This is a genomic window from Mesorhizobium silamurunense, from assembly GCF_014843825.1.
Classification (GTDB): Bacteria; Pseudomonadota; Alphaproteobacteria; order Rhizobiales; family Rhizobiaceae; genus Mesorhizobium; species Mesorhizobium silamurunense.
On sequence record NZ_JHQR01000144.1, the window covers coordinates 1 to 18502 of the forward strand.

23 protein-coding genes and 1 other RNA gene are annotated in these 18502 nt (G+C 62.7%); 9 read left to right on the forward strand and 15 right to left on the reverse strand.

Annotation, left to right across the window (positions count from 1 at the left end):
• Positions 1-65: 65 nt before the first annotated feature.
• Entirely contained in the window at positions 66-707 is a 642-nt protein-coding gene (locus tag DH10_RS16455) for a TetR/AcrR family transcriptional regulator (protein WP_192245746.1), read from the reverse strand.
• A gap of 134 nt (positions 708-841) precedes the next feature.
• Here DH10_RS16455 and DH10_RS16460 point away from each other — a divergent pair, with 134 nt between their 5' ends.
• The gene (locus DH10_RS16460) at positions 842-1318 is read left to right on the forward strand and encodes an anthrone oxygenase family protein (RefSeq protein WP_192245744.1); all 477 of its coding nucleotides are present in this window, start codon (positions 842-844) and stop codon (positions 1316-1318) included.
• A gap of 30 nt (positions 1319-1348) precedes the next feature.
• On the opposite strand, the gene DH10_RS16465 is transcribed toward DH10_RS16460, so the two are convergent.
• The 3 genes from DH10_RS16465 to DH10_RS16475 all read right to left on the reverse strand — a co-directional run bounded on the left by DH10_RS16465 (position 1349) and on the right by DH10_RS16475 (position 2959).
• A complete protein-coding gene (locus DH10_RS16465; RefSeq protein WP_192245742.1) occupies positions 1349-1660 on the reverse strand; it encodes an Rdx family protein in 312 nt (103 codons plus the stop codon).
• A gap of 11 nt (positions 1661-1671) precedes the next feature.
• Positions 1672-2421, reverse strand: coding sequence for a YebC/PmpR family DNA-binding transcriptional regulator (locus DH10_RS16470; RefSeq protein WP_192245740.1), 750 nt, complete (start codon positions 2419-2421; stop codon positions 1672-1674).
• A gap of 214 nt (positions 2422-2635) precedes the next feature.
• Positions 2636-2959 carry an ArsR/SmtB family transcription factor gene (locus tag DH10_RS16475; protein ID WP_192245737.1) on the reverse strand — a complete coding sequence of 108 codons (324 nt, stop codon included), beginning with the start codon at positions 2957-2959 and terminating at the stop codon, positions 2636-2638.
• 51 nt (positions 2960-3010) lie between these two features.
• On the opposite strand from DH10_RS16475, the gene DH10_RS16480 reads away from it, so the two are divergent.
• The 3 genes from DH10_RS16480 to DH10_RS16490 are packed head-to-tail and all read left to right on the forward strand — an operon-like array spanning position 3011 to position 4434.
• A complete protein-coding gene (locus DH10_RS16480) occupies positions 3011-3493 on the forward strand; it encodes an SRPBCC domain-containing protein (RefSeq protein WP_192245735.1) in 483 nt (160 codons plus the stop codon).
• 29 nt (positions 3494-3522) lie between these two features.
• A complete protein-coding gene (locus tag DH10_RS16485; protein ID WP_312891224.1) occupies positions 3523-3912 on the forward strand; it encodes a VOC family protein in 390 nt (129 codons plus the stop codon).
• Positions 3913-3966: 54 nt separating this feature from the next.
• Positions 3967-4434 (forward strand): SRPBCC family protein, encoded by a 468-nt coding sequence (locus tag DH10_RS16490; RefSeq protein ID WP_192245733.1) that lies wholly within the window; start codon positions 3967-3969, stop codon positions 4432-4434.
• Between the two features lie 25 nt (positions 4435-4459).
• Here DH10_RS16490 and DH10_RS16495 read toward each other — a convergent pair whose 3' ends face one another.
• The 4 genes from DH10_RS16495 to ssrS all read right to left on the reverse strand — a co-directional run bounded on the left by DH10_RS16495 (position 4460) and on the right by ssrS (position 7136).
• Positions 4460-5227, reverse strand: a complete 768-nt coding sequence (locus DH10_RS16495; protein ID WP_192245731.1) for a TerC family protein — start codon at positions 5225-5227, stop codon at positions 4460-4462.
• Positions 5228-5297: 70 nt separating this feature from the next.
• Entirely contained in the window at positions 5298-6122 is an 825-nt protein-coding gene (locus DH10_RS16500; protein WP_192245729.1) for a TIGR00282 family metallophosphoesterase, read from the reverse strand.
• An 82-nt stretch (positions 6123-6204) separates the two neighbouring features.
• Positions 6205-6786, reverse strand: a complete 582-nt coding sequence (locus DH10_RS16505) for a 5-formyltetrahydrofolate cyclo-ligase (protein WP_192245727.1) — start codon at positions 6784-6786, stop codon at positions 6205-6207.
• A gap of 194 nt (positions 6787-6980) precedes the next feature.
• Positions 6981-7136: non-coding RNA, 6S RNA (gene ssrS, locus DH10_RS16510), on the reverse strand.
• Between the two features lie 138 nt (positions 7137-7274).
• Here ssrS and DH10_RS16515 point away from each other — a divergent pair.
• The 5 genes from DH10_RS16515 to msrB all read left to right on the forward strand — a co-directional run bounded on the left by DH10_RS16515 (position 7275) and on the right by msrB (position 10827).
• Entirely contained in the window at positions 7275-8114 is an 840-nt protein-coding gene (locus tag DH10_RS16515) for an AAA family ATPase (protein WP_192385006.1), read from the forward strand.
• Positions 8115-8202: 88 nt separating this feature from the next.
• A complete protein-coding gene (locus tag DH10_RS16520) occupies positions 8203-8649 on the forward strand; it encodes a GNAT family N-acetyltransferase (protein ID WP_192245723.1) in 447 nt (148 codons plus the stop codon).
• Between the two features lie 73 nt (positions 8650-8722).
• Positions 8723-9127, forward strand: coding sequence for a type II toxin-antitoxin system HicB family antitoxin (locus tag DH10_RS16525; protein WP_192245721.1), 405 nt, complete (start codon positions 8723-8725; stop codon positions 9125-9127).
• A 10-nt stretch (positions 9128-9137) separates the two neighbouring features.
• Positions 9138-10328: a vWA domain-containing protein gene (locus tag DH10_RS16530; protein WP_192245718.1), complete on the forward strand. Its 1191-nt coding sequence runs from the start codon at positions 9138-9140 to the stop codon at positions 10326-10328.
• Between the two features lie 94 nt (positions 10329-10422).
• Positions 10423-10827: a peptide-methionine (R)-S-oxide reductase MsrB gene (gene msrB / locus DH10_RS16535; RefSeq protein WP_192245716.1), complete on the forward strand. Its 405-nt coding sequence runs from the start codon at positions 10423-10425 to the stop codon at positions 10825-10827.
• 68 nt (positions 10828-10895) lie between these two features.
• Here the strand turns inward: msrB and DH10_RS16540 are convergent, their stop codons facing one another.
• The 7 genes from DH10_RS16540 to DH10_RS16570 all read right to left on the reverse strand — a co-directional run bounded on the left by DH10_RS16540 (position 10896) and on the right by DH10_RS16570 (position 18486).
• Positions 10896-11195 (reverse strand): hypothetical protein, encoded by a 300-nt coding sequence (locus DH10_RS16540; RefSeq protein WP_192245714.1) that lies wholly within the window; start codon positions 11193-11195, stop codon positions 10896-10898.
• Between the two features lie 7 nt (positions 11196-11202).
• On the reverse strand, positions 11203-11643 hold the full coding sequence (locus DH10_RS16545; RefSeq protein WP_192245712.1) for a hypothetical protein: 441 nt from the start codon (positions 11641-11643) through the stop codon (positions 11203-11205).
• A gap of 176 nt (positions 11644-11819) precedes the next feature.
• The gene (locus DH10_RS16550) at positions 11820-12080 is read right to left on the reverse strand and encodes a DUF2312 domain-containing protein (protein WP_095804728.1); all 261 of its coding nucleotides are present in this window, start codon (positions 12078-12080) and stop codon (positions 11820-11822) included.
• Between the two features lie 337 nt (positions 12081-12417).
• Positions 12418-15876, reverse strand: coding sequence for a pyruvate carboxylase (gene pyc, locus DH10_RS16555; protein WP_192245710.1), 3459 nt, complete (start codon positions 15874-15876; stop codon positions 12418-12420).
• Between the two features lie 261 nt (positions 15877-16137).
• Positions 16138-17256 carry a branched-chain amino acid ABC transporter substrate-binding protein gene (locus DH10_RS16560; RefSeq protein ID WP_192245708.1) on the reverse strand — a complete coding sequence of 373 codons (1119 nt, stop codon included), beginning with the start codon at positions 17254-17256 and terminating at the stop codon, positions 16138-16140.
• Between the two features lie 137 nt (positions 17257-17393).
• Entirely contained in the window at positions 17394-17741 is a 348-nt protein-coding gene (locus DH10_RS16565; protein WP_192245706.1) for a DUF6867 family protein, read from the reverse strand.
• 16 nt (positions 17742-17757) lie between these two features.
• A complete protein-coding gene (locus tag DH10_RS16570; protein WP_192245704.1) occupies positions 17758-18486 on the reverse strand; it encodes an ABC transporter ATP-binding protein in 729 nt (242 codons plus the stop codon).
• Between the last annotated feature and the right edge of the window lie 16 nt (positions 18487-18502).

An 18502-nucleotide genomic window follows, 5' to 3' on the forward strand; every position in this document is an offset into this window, starting at 1 on the left:
CTGGCGCCGCCCCCTCCCCGCTGCTTCGCAGCGACCCTCCCCACAAGGGGGAGGGTGGGAGCATCCTACTCAGCCAACAACTCCCTCAGCGCCATGCGCTTGTAGGCCGCGACCAGCCTGTCGCCCTCCCCGCGGTCGACGGATATTGCCAGCCGCACGGCGGCCTCGCCCATCTGCCAGACGAGGAATGCCGTCGTTTCCAGTTCGACCGGGTCGGCATCCGGCCGCAATCGCTTCAGCACCGCCACCAGGAATTCGGCATTGGCCCGGCTGTCGGCGAGCTCAAGCTCGCGCAGTGCCTTGTCGGCCTGCGTGCCCGACCAGATGTCGCGCATCACCGGCTCGGCCAGGAACAGGCGGTAGTAGATGTCGACCAACTCCGAAAACGCCTGTTTCAGGCCTTCGGCATCGCTGACGTCTTTCAGCGCCGCGGCGATGCAGGCCTGGCTTTCAGCCGTGTAGCGCTCGGCCAGCGCCCAGACGATCGCCCGCTTGTCCGGAAAGAACTGGTACAGCGAGCCGATCGACACCCCTGCCCTTTCCGCCACCTCGCCCATGCGCATGGCGTCGCTGCCCTGTTCGGCAATCAGCGCCGAGGCGGCGGCAAGCATCCGCTCGACCCGCTCGCGGCTGCGCTGCTGCGTTGGCGCCCGTCGTGGTGAAGCGATGGCCGCCTGCTCGGCCTTGGCAGCAACCTTGTCTTCCATGACCCACTCCGAGACGATTTTCGAAACCTGGAAAATTGGCTTGACTCGAAAAATACGAGGGTTTATCACGTTTTGCAAATGTGAATATTACTCACGTTCTGATCTGGACCGTCAACCAATCTGGAGCAACTGAGATGATAAAACTTCTCCCCACCCTCGCCTTCATCGCCGCGATCGGCTCCGGCGTGGTCGGCGGCGTCTTCTTCGCCTTCTCGAACTTCGTCATGCCGGCACTTGCGAGGCTGCCGGCTGCAGGCGGCATTGCAGCCATGAACTCGATCAGCATTACGGTGATCACGCCGACCTTCATGACGGCGCTGTTCGGCACCGGTCTCATCTGCCTGGTGCTCATCGCTGCAGCTCTCTTCGGCTGGAGCCAGTCAGGCTCGTACTGGCTGCTCGCCGGCGCCGTGATCTACCCGATCGGCAACCCGATCGTGACCATGGTCTTCAACGTGCCGCTCAACGATGCGCTGGCCGCCGTCGACCCGGCAAGCGCCAACGGCGCCGTGGTGTGGACGAACTATCTAAGCGAGTGGGTGATGTGGAACCACGTCCGCACCGTCACCGCGATCGTCGCGATGGCGTGCTTCATCATGGCGTTGATCTGAAGAGGCACTCCGCAATGCAAAGACCCCGCTTCAGGCGGGGTCTGTCTTCTTGTGGGTTTTGCGGTCGGCATGGCCGAGATCGCGATCCGGATCGATGACATCGCGGACCAGCTGCTTCAGCTTCGCCGCATCCGGAAAGCCGCCGTCGCGCTTGCGGTCCCAGATAAGCACGTCGTTGCAGGAAATGGTGAAGATACCGCCGGTGCCCGGCACCAGCGTCACTTCGCCAAGATCGGTGCCGAAGGTGGAAAGGAGTTCCTGCGCCATCCAGCCGGCACGCAACAGCCACTGGCATTGCGTGCAATAGGTGATGCGGATGGTGGGAAGCAGTGTTTCGCTCATGGCGGGCTGGCTCAGGCCGCGCTGAGCTTGGCCATCGTCTCGTCGTCGACCTCGAAATTGGCGTAGACGCTCTGCACGTCATCATCGTCCTCGAGGGTGGCGACCAGCTTCATCAGCGATTGCGCCCGCTCTTCGTCGACCGGGACGTTGTTCTGCGGCCGCCAGATCGGCTTTACCGATTCCGCCTCGCCGAGCGCGGCTTCGAGCGACTTCGACACCTCGCCGAGATTTTCGAAGCCGCAGTAGATGGTGTGGCCTTCCTCGTCCGACTCGACATCGTCGGCGCCCGCCTCGATCGCGGCCTCCATGACCTTGTCGGCGCTGCCGGCCGAAGCTGGATAGTAGATCTCGCCGATCCGGTCCCACATGAAGGACACCGAGCCGGTTTCGCCGAGCGCCCCGCCGGCCTTGGTGAAGGCTGCGCGCACATTGGACGCGGAGCGGTTGCGGTTGTCGGTCAGCGCCTCGACGATCAGCGCCACGCCGCCCGGGCCGTAGCCCTCGTAGCGCACCGCCTCGTAGTTCTCGGCATCGCCGGCGGAGGCCTTGTTGATGGCGCGCTGGATGTTGTCCTTCGGCATCGACACCGCCTTGGCGTTTTGCACCGCAAGGCGCAGCCGCGGGTTCATCGCCGGGTCCGGCGTGCCGGTCTTGGCGGCGACAGTGATTTCGCGCGCCAGCTTGGAAAACATTTTCGACCGCACCGCATCCTGGCGGCCCTTGCGGTGCATGATGTTCTTGAACTGCGAATGGCCAGCCATGGCACCCCTGTCGTGTTCGGCTAGAGCATTTTTAGCCGGGCGCGATCACCCGGCATCGGCAAAATGCTCGAATTCAAATTTTCAGAACGTCTGAGCCATGCCTGCAAAGGCACGCGGCGCTCTCTGTCGGAATGGCCGGCTTATAGATAAATCGGCTCAATTCGTCCAGCCGGGCCGTCGAGCCGGCGCCGAAGCCAGCCTCGTGAGGATTTTGTCAGCCCTCCAGATCCGATTTGAGCCGGTCGAGGATACTGATGGCATGGCCGGCATACTGGCTGATCCAGCGGTCGTGGATCTGCTTGATCGGCAAAGCGTTGAGATGGTTCCAGCGTTCGCGCCCCTCGCGCTTTGCGACGACCAGAGCGGCTTCCTCAAGCACCTTGAGGTGCATCATCACCGTGCAGCGGTCCATGTCCGGGAAAGCCTCGCAGAGCGCGCCCGTGGTCTGCGGCTGATCCTTCAGCCGGTCCAGCAACTCGCGCCGGCGCGGATGCGCCAAGGCCTTGAAAACATGGTCGTCCGCAGTTTGACTTGACATGTTATGTTTCTATAACATATCATTTCAAGGAGCAAGGAAGGAGCTGTGGATATGTCTCTTGGATTCAGGATTTCCGGACGCATCGGCAAACCGGTCGCCGAGGTCTTCGACGCTGTGGTCAATCCGACGAAGCTCAGCGGCTATTTCACCACCATAGGCGGCGCCTCCGCTCCGTTGATCGCCGGCACCACCGTCACCTGGTGGAAGACGGTGCCGGTCGAGGTCGATGAGGTGACCAAGGACAAGCGCATCGTGCTGCGCTGGGACGCGACCGATACCGAGGGCAAGCCGGCCTACAAGACCCGCATCGAGATGAATTTCGAGCCGCTGGACGACGGCGGCACCTTCGTCACCATCGCCGAGGCCGGCTGGCACGAAGGCGAGACCGGCCTGAAGAAATCCTACCTCAACTGCGAGGGCTGGTCGCAAATGCTCGCCTGCATGAAGGCCTATCTCGAATACGGCATCAACTTGCGCGACGGCTACTATCGCAGCGAGATGAAGGGCGAACCCGCCAACGAAACCAACATCTGAGCCCAATCTCTGAGCCAGGGAGGACTGCCGTGAAAGTAACGCCATTCCTGATGTTCGAAGGTCGGGCCGAGGAGGCCATGACCCTCTATTGCGAGACCATTCCGGAAAGCAGCGTCCTCGACGTCACGCGCTATGGCGCCGGTGAGGACGGACCCGAAGGGACGGTCAAGCTGGCCCGCGCCTCGATCGGCGGCACGGAGGTGATGATCTTCAACAGCCCGGTGCACCACGCCTTCGCCTTCACGCCGTCGGTCTCGTTCTTCGTCGACTGTTCGTCCGACCAGGAACAGGAGCAGATCATCGACGTTCTGTCCAAGGACGGCGCGTTCCTGATGCCGCCCGGCAATTACGGCTTCAGCCAACGTTTCGCCTGGCTCAACGACAGGTTCGGCGTCTCCTGGCAGATCAATCTGCCCTGACGCGGCTCAAAGGCCGCAGCAGATTCAATATGCCTGCAATGGAAGGAGGCCACCATGGAACTCCGCGAAACCCCGACCGCCGAGACCGGCATGCTGATCCGCCGGCCGGTCGCCGAAGTTTTCGAGGCGATCGTCGATCCGTCGGTCACGACGAAATTCTGGTTCACGCATTCCAGTGGCCGGTTGGACGAAGGCAAGACGGTTCAGTGGGAGTGGCGCATGTATGGCGTTTCGACCAAGGTCGAGGTCAGCGAGATCGTTCCCAACGAAAAGCTCGTCATGCAATGGAGCGAGCCGCCGACCACCGTCGTCTGGACCTTCACCGAGATGCCTGGCGACGCAACTTTCCTCGAAGTCCGCAATTTCGGTTTTGCCGGCTCTGGCGACGAACAGGTAAAGCAGGCAGTCGAATCCACCGGCGGTTTCTCGCTGGTGCTCGCCGGCGCCAAGGCCTGGCTGGAAAAGGGTGTGGCGCTGGGATTGATCGGCGATCGCCACCCCAAGGGCGTTGCGTCCGAATAGCAGTGCTTGCCGCCCCGGCCGAGGCTCAGTGCTCGCCGCCCGAGCCTTGCTTTTTCCGCCGCCGCGCCAGCATGTTGAGCCCCTCTACCAGGGCGGAAAAACCCATGGCGGCGTAGATGTAGCCCTTGGGCACGTGGTAGCCCATGCCGTCGGCGATCAGCGTCATGCCGATCATCAGCAGGAAGCCCAGCGCCAGCATGACGATTGTGGGATTCCTGGCGATGAAATTGGCGAGCGGCGTCGCCGCCACCATCATCACGCTCACCGCCACGATCACCGCGATGTACATGATGGCGATCTCGTCGGTCATGCCGACGGCTGTGATGATCGAGTCGATCGAGAAGACGAGGTCTAGCAGCAGGATCTGGAAGATCGCGCCGGCCAGGCTCATCTGCAGCGTGCCGCCGACCATCGAGTCCTGATGGTCCTGCGGGTCGACCGTGTGGTGGATCTCCTTGGTCGCCTTCCACACCAGGAACAGGCCGCCGGCGATCAGGATCAGGTCGCGCCAGGAAAAGCCGTGACCGAACGCCGTGAACACCGGCGCCGTCAATTGCACGATGATCGAGATCGTGGCGAGCAGGATGAGCCGCATGACCAGCGCCGCCGAGATGCCGAGCCGGCGCGCGCGTGCCCTTTGCGCTTCGGGCAGCTTGTTGGTGAGGATCGAGATGAAGATCAGGTTGTCGATGCCGAGCACGACCTCCAGCACCACCAGCGTCAACAGTGCGACCCACGCGGTCGGATCGGAAACGAAAGCAAGGTGCGGCGCCAGGAATTCGACAAGCTGCATGAAGGTCGTCCCCTCTACGATCTAGAGCAGTTTTGTCGCCAGTTAGGTACTGGCCTCTCTCATATCAATGTCACGGCCAGAAGGATGGCGCCGTTTCCTCCAGCCGGGGGCCGCGACGAAACGGCGCGATCTTCTCGGCAAGCCCGGTCCGGTCGGAAATCTCGACGCCGATGCCGCAGAGCGTCGCTGGTCCGCTCGCCGCCTCGAAGCGGCCCTTCGGCACTTTCGACAGGAAGCGGTTGAGCGGCTCTTCCTTGTCCATGCCGAGCGAGGAGTCATAGTCGCCGCACATGCCGGCATCCGAGATATAGGCGGTGCCGCCCTTGAGGATCTGGTGGTCGGCGGTCGGCTGGTGCGTATGGGTGCCGACCACCAGGCTGGCGCGGCCGTCGACGAAATGCGCGAAGCACATCTTTTCCGAGGTCGCCTCGGCGTGGAAATCGATCACCGCCGCATCGGCCTGCTCGCCGAGCGGACAGGCGGCAAGCTCGCGCTCGCCGGCCTGGAAAGGATCGTCGAGCTCGGGATGCATGAAGACGCGCCCCATGATGTTGGCGACCAGCACCCGCGCGCCGTTCCTGGCGATGTAGACGCCCGAGCCGCGCCCCGGCGTGCCCTTGGGAAAATTGGAGGGGCGCAGGAAGCGCTCCTCGCGCGGCGCGAAGATCAACGCGTCGCGCTGATCCCAGACATGGTTGCCGGTGGTGACGACGTCGGCGCCCGCCGCAAGCGTCTCGCGGAAAATCTCCTCGGTGATGCCGAAGCCGCCGGCGGCATTCTCGCCATTGACGATGACGAAATCGAGCTTGAAATCGGAGATCAGCCCAGGCAGCTGTTCCCACACCGCCGTGCGCCCAGTTTTTCCGACCATGTCGCCGAGGAAGAGAAGTCTCATATGATCCCGTGCCGAAAGTCCGCCAAGCAAAAGCTGCATGACTTTCCGCAAAGATCATGCGTTCTCAGACGCTTTTCTACAATTACGGTGTGAACCGGCGCAACCCGCTCTCGGTCAGTATTTCCGGGATGATCACGTCGTGGTTCTCATCCGGCACCATCGGAACCTCCTGGCAGTCGAAAGCGATGCCGATCAGCCGGGGCGGCAGGCCCTTGTCGGCCAGCCTCGCGATCGCCCGGTCGTAATAGCCGGCGCCATAGCCGATGCGGTGGCCGCGCGCATCGAAGGCGGCGAGCGGCACCAGCATCAGCGAAGGATCGAGCTCTTCCGCCTCCTCATGCGGCCCGACCGTGCCGAAGCCCATCTCGACCATCGGCGCGCCACGTACCAATTCGCGGAAGACGATGGTGGTCTTGTCGAGGATTGCCGGCAGGCAGAGCCTGGCGCCTTTCTCACGCAAGGCGAACATCAGCGGCCGCACATCGACCTCGGAGCGCATCGGCCAGAAGCCGGAGACGATCTGGCCTGGCTCCACGGCGATCTCATCCTTCGCGGTCTCGGCCATTTCGAGCGCGATCTCCACACGCCAGAATTCATCGAGCGCATCGCGCCGGGCCAGCGCTTCCTTACGAAGCCGTTTTTTCAGGTCTTTGGAAGGTGTCATGCGTGGACGCTAGAAAAGGTCAGATTTGGGTGGAGTTTTAGGAGCGACGTTTTCTACCGCATGATCCACCGAAGTGTCAGCGGTTCGGTGAAAGATCATGCGCAAAAAAAGATAGCGGAGCGAACTTTTCGTTCGTGAGCACCGCACAAAACGGCGCAACGACAAAATCCGCCAAATATGGGCTTTTCGACGAGTGACGATCCACACAACCGGTGGAGAGGTCGATCCCGGGTGCCTACAAAGTAGGTGGGCGCCGTGTGAGAAAACCCACGAGTCTTCCCAGGGACAGCTCCCCAAGGATCGATAAGGCCCCGGGGATAAGTTTCTCCTGCCGGGAAGCGCAGACCGCCAGCGCCAATATAGGCCGACGCTTGGCCGAGCGCCAGAGAAACGAAAGGTGACAAACGAACGGCGGAAACGAATGGCCGTTAAAGCTTGCACGCGTGCGCATGGCTCCTTACGGTCCCGCCGCTCGGATAGGAGAAGAAATGCGTTTCGAAGGCACCGCGGCTTACGTTGCCGACAAGGATCTGATGGTGGCGGTCAACGCCGCGATCGCACTGGAGCGGCCCTTGCTGGTCAAGGGCGAGCCCGGCACCGGCAAGACCGAGCTGGCACGCCAGGTGGCGGCGGCGCTCGGGCTGGATTTCATCGAATGGAATGTCAAATCCACCACAAAGGCGCAGCAGGGCCTTTACGAATATGACGCGGTCTCGCGCCTGCGCGACAGCCAACTCGGCGACGACCGCTTCAGCGACATCAAGAACTACATCAAGCGCGGCAAGCTGTGGGACGCCTTCGCCGCACCGAAAAAAGTCGTGCTTCTGATCGACGAGATCGACAAGGCCGACATCGAGTTCCCCAACGACCTGCTGCAGGAACTCGACCGGATGGAGTTCTTCGTCTACGAGACCGGCGAGACGATCAGGGCGGCACTGAGGCCGATCGTCATCATCACCTCGAACAACGAGAAGGAACTGCCCGACGCCTTCCTGCGCCGCTGCTTCTTCCACTACATCCGCTTCCCCGACATCGACACACTGCACCGGATCGTCGACGTGCATTATCCCGGCATCAAGCAGAACCTGGTGCGGGCGGCGCTCACCCAGTTCTACGAGATCCGCGGCGTGCCCGGCTTGAAGAAGAAGCCCTCGACCTCCGAAGCGCTCGACTGGATCCGCCTGCTGGTCGCCGACGACATCGCGCCCGAGGATCTGCGAGCCAACCCGAAGAACGCGCTGCCGAAACTGCATGGCGCGCTGCTCAAGAACGAGCAGGACGTACACCTCTTCGAACGCCTGGCCTTCATGGCCAGGCGCCAGGGATAGGCGACAGCAATAGCGCTTTCTCCAGCTGTGGACCGTTGCCGGCAAGCGGCCGCTGTCGCAGCTTCCGACCAAAACATTGGAGGAAAACATGTCCGAGATCACCGTCCGCCCGCTTGCCCAGTCCGATCACGCCGACTGGCGGCGGCTGTGGACCGCCTACCTCACTTTCTACGAGACCAAGCTGCCGGACGAGGTCTACGACGTCACTTGGAAGCGCCTGTTCTCGGCAGGCGAATTCGAGCCGAAAGGTTTTATCGCCACGTTTCACGGCAGCGCTGTCGGCCTCACCCACTATCTCTATCACCGCTCGTGCTGGTCGGAGAAAAACAACTGCTACCTGCAGGACCTGTTCGCCGACCCGGAGGTGCGCGGCAAGGGTGTCGGCGCGGCCTTGATCAAAGCCGTGCAAGAGGAGGCCGGCAAGATCGGCGTGAAGAACGTCTATTGGATGACGCACGAGACCAACGCCACCGCGCGCAGGCTCTACGACCATGTCGCGCGGCGGACAGGCTTCATCGAGTACGATCTGCTGTAAGGCATCGGGAGCAGTCTCCGGGCGTCGCGCGATCTATCGCCCGGCTTGCCGGATGGATTTGAGGACAAGTTGAATGACTCATTATGTCAAAATTCTCGACGGTGCGGACGACATTTGGGGGGTGCGCGTTCCCGATCTTCCTGGCTGTCATGGCGGCGGCGCGAATCCCGAGGAAGCGATCGCGGATGCGACCTCAGCGATACGTGGATGGGCCGAAGCACGGCTGGCTAAACATTTGCCCATGCCAGCCCCCCGGACCGTGGCGGACCTATTGCGGGCGGATGAAATCGACAGTAGCGCCGGCGAGTCGGCAGTGATGATTCCTGTGCTGATCGATTCCGGGCGACCTGTAAGGGCCAATCTTTCGCTGGACGCCGGCCTCTTGGCGGCAATCGACGAAGAGGCCGGCCGTCATGGCCTCACGCGCTCTGCTTTCATTGCGAGTGCTGCTCGAGAAAAAATCGAGGGACACAGATAACTATCCGATCATGTTCATTCCCTTCTTCCTCGAACTGAAGGCCGCGCGGGTTCCCGTTTCGCTCAGGGAATATCTGTCGCTGCTCGAAGGGCTGGAGGCTGGGCTCGTCGACTATGACGTCGAGGGTTTCTACTACCTCGCGCGTTCGGCCCTGGTGAAGGACGAGCGCCACATCGATCGTTTCGACCAGGTGTTCGCGCATGTTTTCAAGGGCGTCGAGGCGCTTGCCGGGCCGGATGCCGTCGATGTCGCCAACATCCCCGAGGAATGGCTGCGCAGGCTTGCCGAAAAGCACCTGACCGAAGAAGAGAAGAAGCTGATCGAGGCGCTGGGTGGCTTCGAGAAGCTGATGGAGACGCTGAAGCAGCGTCTGGAGGAGCAGAAGGGTCGCCACCAGGGTGGTTCGAAATGGATCGGCACCGGCGGCACCTCGCCATTCGGCGCCTATGGCTACAATTCGGAGGGCGTGCGCATCGGCCAGCACGAAAGCCGGCATCGCCGCGCGGTAAAAGTCTGGGACAAGCGCGAGTTCAAGAATTTCGACGATGCCGTCGAGCTCGGCACCCGCAATATAAAGGTGGCGCTGAAGCGCCTGCGTCGTTGGGTGCGCGAGGGCGCCGAGGAAGAGTTCGACCTGCCTGGCACCATCCATGCCACAGCTGAGCACGGCTATCTGGACGTCAAGACGCGACCCGAGCGGCGCAACGCAGTGAAGCTCTTGATGTTCTTCGACGTCGGCGGCTCGATGGACGACCATATCCGCACCGTCGAGGAACTGTTCTCCGCCGCGCGCGCCGAGTTTCGGCAACTCGAATATTTCTACTTCCACAACTGCCTCTATGAGCGCGTCTGGAAGGACAACCGCCGCCGCCTTGCCGAGACCATCCCGACCTTCGACCTGCTTCACAAATACGGGTCGGACTACAAGGTCATCGTCGTCGGCGATGCCTCCATGAGCCCCTACGAGATCGCCCATCCCGGCGGCTCGGTCGAGCACTGGAACCCGGAAGCCGGCAGCGTCTGGCTCGCAAGGCTGTTGCAGCAATGGCCGAATGCGATCTGGCTCAACCCGGAAGCTGAGAAGAACTGGCGCTACACGCACTCGATCGCGATGATCAACGATATCTTCGGCGGCCGGATGTTCCCACTGACGCTTGCCGGGCTCGAAGCGGCGACGAGGCAGCTGTCCCGCAAGCACTAGCCCGCTTTCGCTGGCAGCGTTTGTAACAAATGCCTATGTTTGCGCGAATATAGGCTGCCCACCAACAACGAGCCGCCAAGGCCGAGGAGATTTCATGGACACCCACGCCTACCCCGTCACCCGCACCGATGCCGAGTGGCGAGCCCGGCTGACGCCGGAGCAATATGCCGTCATGCGCAACCACGGCACTGAGCGTCCCGGCAGCTGCGCCCTGCTTTACGAGAAGCGCGCCGGCACTTTCTTCTGCGTCGGTTGCGACCAGCCGCTGTTCGAATCCAAGCTGAAATTCGAGAGCGGCACCGGCTGGCCGAGCTTCAACGATCCGGTGCCTGGTTCGATCGAGACCACCGTCGACCGCAGCTACGGCATGGTTCGCACCGAATGTCATTGCTCGCGCTGCGGCAGCCATCTCGGCCATGTCTTCGAGGACGGCCCGCCGCCGACCGGCCTGCGCTACTGCATCAACGGCGTGGCGCTGCAGTTCGAGCCGGCGGCCTGACCGGTACCCCGTCAGTTTGGAAAGGGTGGCTTCGGCCGCCCTTTTTTATGCGCATCTGCTGTGCGTCCTCACACAATGACCGTCGCGATCAGCCAGAGCGCCGAGCCCAGCATCATCAGCGAGGCCTTGGCGCCGCCGGTCTTTTCCGCCGTCCGCCAGACGGCAAGGGAGAGGAAGATGTTGTAGGGAACGGCGAGGAAATGCACTGTGAGAACCAGCCAGAGCGGCAGCTTCAGCCCGAGCAGGACGAGCGCCAGCGCCGACGAGGCAATGTTGATCGCCGTGCCGGCAAGCAGCATGTCGCGCCAGAACAGCCGGTCGGGCGAAGCTCTGCCTTGCCAGCGCGAGCGGAAGAAGCCGGCAAGCATCTGCGGTCTACTCCCGCCCCAGCACTTCAGTCACGGCGCGCTCGAAGCGTGAGCATTCCGTCACCAGCCAGTCGGCCATGGCCGGCCAGTTGTCCTCGGCGAAGCAGTTGACCTGCCACTGCGAATTGATGCCGAGGTTCTGCGCGCTCTGCTCCGGCCTGAGCTTCAGCCGCGCCTCGATCGCCGGCTGAAACGGCTTCAGCCGTGTCCAGACTTCCGTTGCGCCGAGCTTTTCGTTGCGGCCGAAGAAGACGCCGACCACATTCTCGCTCGGCGCGACATACATGGAAAGCACCAGGGCAAACTCCGGCAAGCCGCGCTGCCAGAACCAAGGACCGCGCCTCGCCAGCCGTGCCCTTTCTCCCGGGTGCCGTTCGGCGAACAGCGCCCAGAAACCGCGATGGCGGAACTCCGAAGCGCGGCGCCCGCCGAAGTCGAACTCGCTCATGGCCGGCTGCTCGCGCTACCATCACGGCTTGGCCGAGACTGTTTCGAAATTCGCTCTGGCGAGTCATATGGTGGTGGTTTCGAGAACCGTAGCGCAGCGGACATTTGGTCCGTGAGCAACGGAAGCGCAGAAAACGCCATCAGATGGCCGCCGGAGTAGAATTTCCAAACAGTCTCTTAGACCATGCCGAGCGCGGCCTTGTATAGATCGAGGATCGACTCCTCCTCCTGGCGCTCGGCTTGGTCCTTCTTGCGCAGCCGGATGATGGTGCGGATCGCCTTGGTGTCGAAGCCGGTGCCCTTGGCCTCGCCATAGACGTCCTTGATGTCGTCGGAAATCGTCTTCTTCTCTTCCTCGAGCCGCTCGATGCGCTCGATGATGGCGCGCAGCTGGCCGGCGGCTACAGTCTGGCTGGTCTCGGTGATCTCGTCGGCCATTTTTCTCTCCGCGTTTTTTGCGCCACGGCGATTCCCGCCCCGGCAAAATTGGAGCGGGTTCGATGCCCGAGCACGCGCGGCGGGTCAAGACATTATCGATGCGGCATGAAGGGTTACGCACGCCCTAGGGTGTGTTGGGATTCAGGTCAAGCCGGCCTGAGAATGGTGGCTTCCGAGAACCGGAGCGGAGCGTACTTAAGGTACGTGAGCACCGGCCTACGCCGGCCGTAGCCTTAAACTGCCACGCCATTCTCAGTCATGGATGCTTCGGCCGGCGAAGGCCGGAAGCGCAGGAAGCCGGCGTTTGCAGACCGGCCTCACCTGAATCTCAATACACCTACCCGAAAGCGATCAGCAAATCCTTGGCGTCGATCTGGTCGCCGGCCTTGACCAGCACTTCGGCGACCACGCCGTCGCGCTCGGCATGCAGCGCGGTCTCCATCTTCATCGCCTCGATCGAGAGCAGCACATCGCCCGCCTTGACGGCCTGCCCGGCGGCAACCGCAAGCGCTGAGACCACGCCCGGCATCGGCGCGCCGATATGCGCTTCGTTGCCGGGTTCCGCCTTGCGCCGCGCCTTGGCGGCCGAGGCGCCGTGGGCGCGGTCCGGCACCTTCACGCGGCGCGGCTGGCCGTTGAGCTCGAAGAAGACGGTGACCATGCCCTTGTCGTCGACATCGCCGAACGCCTGGCAGCGCACCACCAAGGTCTTGCCCTTCTCGATGTCGACGAAGATCTCGTCTTCCGACTTCATGCCGTAGAAATAGGTCGGCGTCGGCAGCACGCTGACCGGGCCGTAGGATTCCTGCGCGGCGGCAAAGTCGGTGAACACTTTCGGATACATCAGCCAGGAGGCGAACTCGAACTCTGTGAGCTTGCGTTCGAGCTTTTCCTCGATCTCCTTGCGGCTGGCCTTCAGGTTCGCCGGCTTGAGCAGCGAGCCCGGCCGGACGGTGATCGGCTTTTCGCCCTTCAGCGCCTTCTTCTGCAGCGCTTGCGGCCAGCCGCCGGGCGATTGGCCGAGATCGCCGCGCAGCATCGAGACGACCGAGTCCGGGAAGGCGATGTCCTTCGCCGGGTTCTCGACGTCGGCGACGGTGAGGTCCTGGCTCACCATCATCAGCGCCATGTCGCCGACCACTTTCGACGACGGCGTCACCTTGACGATGTCGCCGAACATCAGGTTGACGTCGTGATAGGCCTGCGCCACCTCGTGCCAGCGCGTTTCGAGCCCGAGCGAGCGCGCCTGTTCCTTGAGATTGGTGAACTGGCCGCCCGGCATCTCGTGCAGATAGACTTCCGAGGCCGGACCCTTGAGGTCGCTCTCGAAGGCGGCATACTGGTTGCGGACCGCTTCCCAGTAGAAGGAGACGTGGCGGATCCACTGCGGATCGAGTCCCGGGTCGCGCTCCGTGCCCTTGAGCGCCTCGACGATCGAGCCGAGGCAGGGTTGCGAGGTGTTGCCCGAGAAGGAATCCATCGCCGCGTCGATGGCGTCGACGCCGGTCTCGACCGCCGCCAGCACCGTCGCCGCCGACAGGCCGGACGTATCGTGCGTGTGGAAATGGATCGGCAGGTCGGTCTCTTCGCGCAGCGCCTTGAACAGCACGCGCGCCGCCGACGGCTTCAACAGGCCCGCCATGTCCTTGACGGCGATGATATGCGCGCCGGCCGCTTCCAGTTCCTTCGCCAGCCCGACATAGTATTTGAGGTCGTATTTTGCGCGCGCCGGATCGAGGATGTCGCCGGTGTAGCACATCGCCGCTTCGATCAGCTTGCCCTCGGTGCCCACCGCGTCCATGGCGACGCGCATGTTCTCGACCCAGTTCAGGCAGTCGAATACACGGAACAGGTCGACGCCGCCGGCGGCTGCCTGTCTGACGAAATGCTGCACGACATTGTCGGGATAGTTGGTGTAGCCGACGCCGTTGGCGCCGCGCAGCAGCATCTGCAGCAGAAGGTTGGGTGCGGCTTCACGCACCCGTGACAGCCGTTCCCACGGATCCTCGGTGAGGAAGCGCATGGCGACGTCGAAGGTGGCGCCGCCCCAGCACTCCAGCGACAACAGCTGCGGCAGCGCCCGCGCATAGGTGCCGGCAATGCCTGCGATGTCATAGGTGCGCATCCGGGTGGCGAGCAGCGACTGGTGGCCGTCGCGCATCGTCGTGTCGGTGACCAGCACCTGGGTCTGGCCGCGCATCCAGGAGGCGAACTTCTCCGGTCCGAGCGCATCGAACCTTTGCTTGCTGCCGTCCGGCACCTTGCCGTTGAGATAGGGCACGACAGGCGCCGCCGCGTCGGCCTTCGGCATCGGCCGGCCGCGCGTCTCGGGATGGCCGTTGACGCTGACATCGGCCAGGTAGTTGAGAAGCTTGGTGGCGCGGTCCTGCCGCTTCACCTGCTGGAACAGTTCCGGCGTCGTGTCGATGAACTTGGTGGTGTAGGAATTGTCGGCAAAGCTCGGGTGATTGATGATCGCTTCGAGGAAGGTGAGGTTGGTCGCCACGCCGCGGATGCGGAACTCGCGCAGCGCCCGGTTCATGCGCGCGATCGTCTCGGCCGGCGTCGGCGCCCAGGCCGTCACCTTTTCGAGCAGCGGATCGTAGAAGCGGGTGATGACCGCGCCCGAATAGGCGGTGCCGCCGTCGAGCCGTATGCCGAAGCCGGTGGCGCCGCGATAGGCGGTGATGCGGCCATAGTCCGGAATGAAATTGTGCTCCGGATCCTCGGTGGTGATGCGGCACTGCAGCGCGTGGCCGTTGAGCTTGATGTCCTTCTGCATCGGCACGCCGGATTCCGGCGTGCCGATGGCGAAGCCGTCGAGGATGTGAATCTGCGCCTTCACGATGTCGATGCCCGTCACCATCTCGGTGACCGTGTGCTCGACCTGGATGCGCGGGTTGACCTCTATGAAGTAAAACTTGCCGGTGTCGGCGTCCTGCAGGAACTCGACCGTGCCGGCGCCGATATAGCTGGTCTCGCGCGCGATCTTCAGCGCATAGCCGCAGAGCTCCTGGCGCAGCTCCTCGCTGAGATAGGGAGCCGGCGCGCGTTCGACGACCTTCTGATTGCGGCGCTGGATCGAGCAGTCGCGCTCGAACAGATGCACGGCATTGCCATGCGTGTCGCCGAGCACCTGCACCTCGACATGGCGGGCGCGCTCGATCAGCTTTTCGAGATAGACCTCGTCCTTGCCGAAGGCGGCCTTCGCCTCGCGCTTGCCTTCCATGACCTCGCGCGCGAGGTCGGCCTCCGAGCGGATGGCGCGCATGCCGCGGCCGCCGCCGCCCCACGAGGCCTTCAGCATCACCGGATAGCCGATTTGCGCGGCGAGCTTCTTCACCTCTTCCATGTCGTCCGGCAGCGGATCGGTGGCGGGCACGACCGGCACGCCGACCTCGATCGCCAGGTTGCGCGCTGCGACCTTGTTGCCGAGCCGGCGCATCGTTTCCGGCTTCGGCCCGATGAAGGTGATGCCGGCGGCAGCGCAGGACTCGGCGAATTCCGGACTCTCCGACAAAAGGCCGTAACCGGGGTGGATGGCGTCGGCGCCGGACAGCCTGGCGACGCGGATCACTTCTTCGATCGAAAGGTAGCTCTCGATCGGCCCCATATCCTTGGCGAGATGCGGCCCGCGCCCGACCTGGTAGCTTTCGTCGGCCTTGAAGCGGTGCAGCGAATATTTGTCCTCTTCCGCCCAGATCGCCACGGTTTTGAGACCCAGTTCGTTGGCCGCGCGAAAGACGCGGATGGCGATTTCGGACCGGTTGGCGACGAGGATCTTCGTGATTGCCAAGGACTGGGCTCCAGCAGCGGAAGGTGAGGAACGGCGCAATGATTAGCGTGAAAATGCTGCAGCGCAAACAAAATCGCGCGACAGCTAAAACGATTTAAATCGCTCGTTTGCGCCAAACGCCGTTATTCTTCCGCTCGGCGGTTCAAGGGACGGTTTGCCGGCGCTCTCGTCGGGGTCGAGGGGAGGAAGAAGTATCCGCCAATGAAAATGCCCGGCGCTGAGCGCCGGGCATCCCAAAAAAGTCGGCGTCTGTTTGCCGGCTTATTTCTCGAAGTAGCCGTACTTGCCGTCCTCGCCCTTCTTCCATTCGTAGATGACGTAGTCCGGGCGGGTGATGTCGCCCTTGGCGTCATAGCCGATCTCGCCGATGGCCGTCTTCCATGGTCCGCCGGACTTGATCACCTCGGCAACCTTCTGCGCATCGTCGGCGGAGCCGACCTTGGCGATAGCCTGGGAGATGATCTGGATGGCAGCGTAGGAGTAGAGCGTGTAGGCTTCCGGCTCGAAGCCGGAGGCGCGGAACTTCTCCACCACTTCCTTGGCGGCCGGATTCTTGCGCGGATCCGGAGCGAAGGTGTTGAGCGTGCCGGCAACGGCGTCGCCGGCGATCGAGGCCAGTTCGTTGGAGACGATGCCGTCGCCCGAGAACAGCGGCGCCTTCAGGCCCTGGTCGGCAGACTGACGGATGATCAGGCCGGCTTCGGTGTGCAGACCGCCCCAATAGATCAGGGTGACGCCGTTCTGCTTCATCTTGGCGATGAGGGCCGAGAAGTCCTTGTCGCCGACGTTCACGCCTTCATACATCACTTCCGTGATGCCGTTGGCGTTCAGGTTCTTCTTGGTCTCGTCCGCGAGGCCCTGGCCGTAAGGCGTCTTGTCGTGGATGATGGCGATCTTGGCGTCCTTGAAGTTCTTGGCGATGTAGTCGCCCGCCACCTTGCCCTGCTGGTCGTCGCGACCGCAGGTGCGGAAGGTGTTCCACAGGCCGCGCTCGGTGAGCTTCGGATTGGTTGCGGCCGGCGTCATCACGAGGATGCCGTTTTCGGCATAGACTTCCGACGCGGGAATGGTCACGCCCGAGTTGAAGTGGCCGTCGACGAACTTGACGCCGTCAGCGACGAACTTGTTGGCGACCGAGATGCCCTGCTTGGGATCGGAGACGTCGTCGCCGATCTCGAGCTTGAGCTGTTGGCCGTTGATTCCGCCCGCCGCGTTGATGTCGGCGACCGCCTGTTCCGCGCCCTTCTGCAGCTGCGCGCCGAAGGCGGCGTTCGGGCCGGTGATCGGACCGGCGACGCCGATCAGGATGTCGGCCCACGCGCTGCCGCTGAACGCGATGAACGCGGTCAGCGCCACGGCGGACAAAAGTGATTTTTTCATTGAAACGCTCCCATTTACGGAGTGGGCGTGGATGACACTTTCATGCGATGCCCACCCTTATCGCAGAAAGCATAGAATGCCGATTTTCAGGCACTTGTCACGCCGATTCATCCCTGAAACGACGTTAAGCATGAACCTCAACCCTTCGGTTTCCAGCTCAATAGGGAAGCTCGTTCGTAGAGCCAATTATATTGTGTGACCATCTGGTTGGTGCGCGTGTATTGATAGCCGAGGAAGCCGAATATCATCAGTACGATGGTATCGACGATGTAATAATGCAGCGAGAACATCGTGCCATCGAACAGGGCATGATGGATGAACCTTACCCCGATGCCGAGGCCAAGCATGTAAAGGAACAGCCGGACGTAGGTGCCCCAGGTCTGGGCCACGGCTTTGCCGGTCATCCATGCTGCCCCGCCGCCGAGAAGGCCCGTGACGAACAGGAAATGCCAGATCGAGGCCTCTTCGTAGAGAATGCCTTGCATGATGAAGAACCCCCTCTTAGTGATGCCCGCCTTCGAGATAGGCGGCGCGCACTTCCGGATTGGCGAGCAGGTCCTTGCCGGTGCCGCTCATCGTCACATTGCCGTTGACCATGACGTAGCCGCGATTGGCGAGCTTGAGCGCGCCGAAGGCGTTCTGCTCGACCAGGAACACGGTCAGCCCCTGCGACCTGTTGAGCTCGCGAATGGCGTCGAAGATCTGCTTGACGATCAGCGGGGCCAATCCAAGCGACGGCTCGTCGAGCAGGAGCAGCTTCGGCCTCCCCATCAGCGCGCGTCCGATCGACAGCATCTGCTGCTCGCCGCCCGAAAGCGTGCCGCCGCGCTGGTTGATGCGCTCCTTAAGCCGCGGGAACAGTGCGAACACCTTCTCGGCATCCTCGTCAAAGTGCTTGAGGTTGTCGATGCTGGCACCCATCTGCAGGTTTTCCATCACCGTCATACGCGGGAAGATGCGGCGTCCTTCCGGCGACTGGGCGATGCGCAGCCGCGCAATCTCATGCGTCGGCATCTGCGTGATGTTGGTGCCGGCGAAGGTGATGGTGCCGGCGCGGGCGCGCGGCGCGCCGAAGATGGTCATCATCAGCGTGGACTTGCCGGCGCCGTTGGCGCCGATCAGCGCCACGATCTCACCCTGGTTGACGGTGACGTCGACACCGTTCAGCGCGCGGATGTTGCCATAATAGGTCTGCACGCCCTTGATATCGAGCAGCATTGTGCCGGCCATTACTTACGCCCCCCAC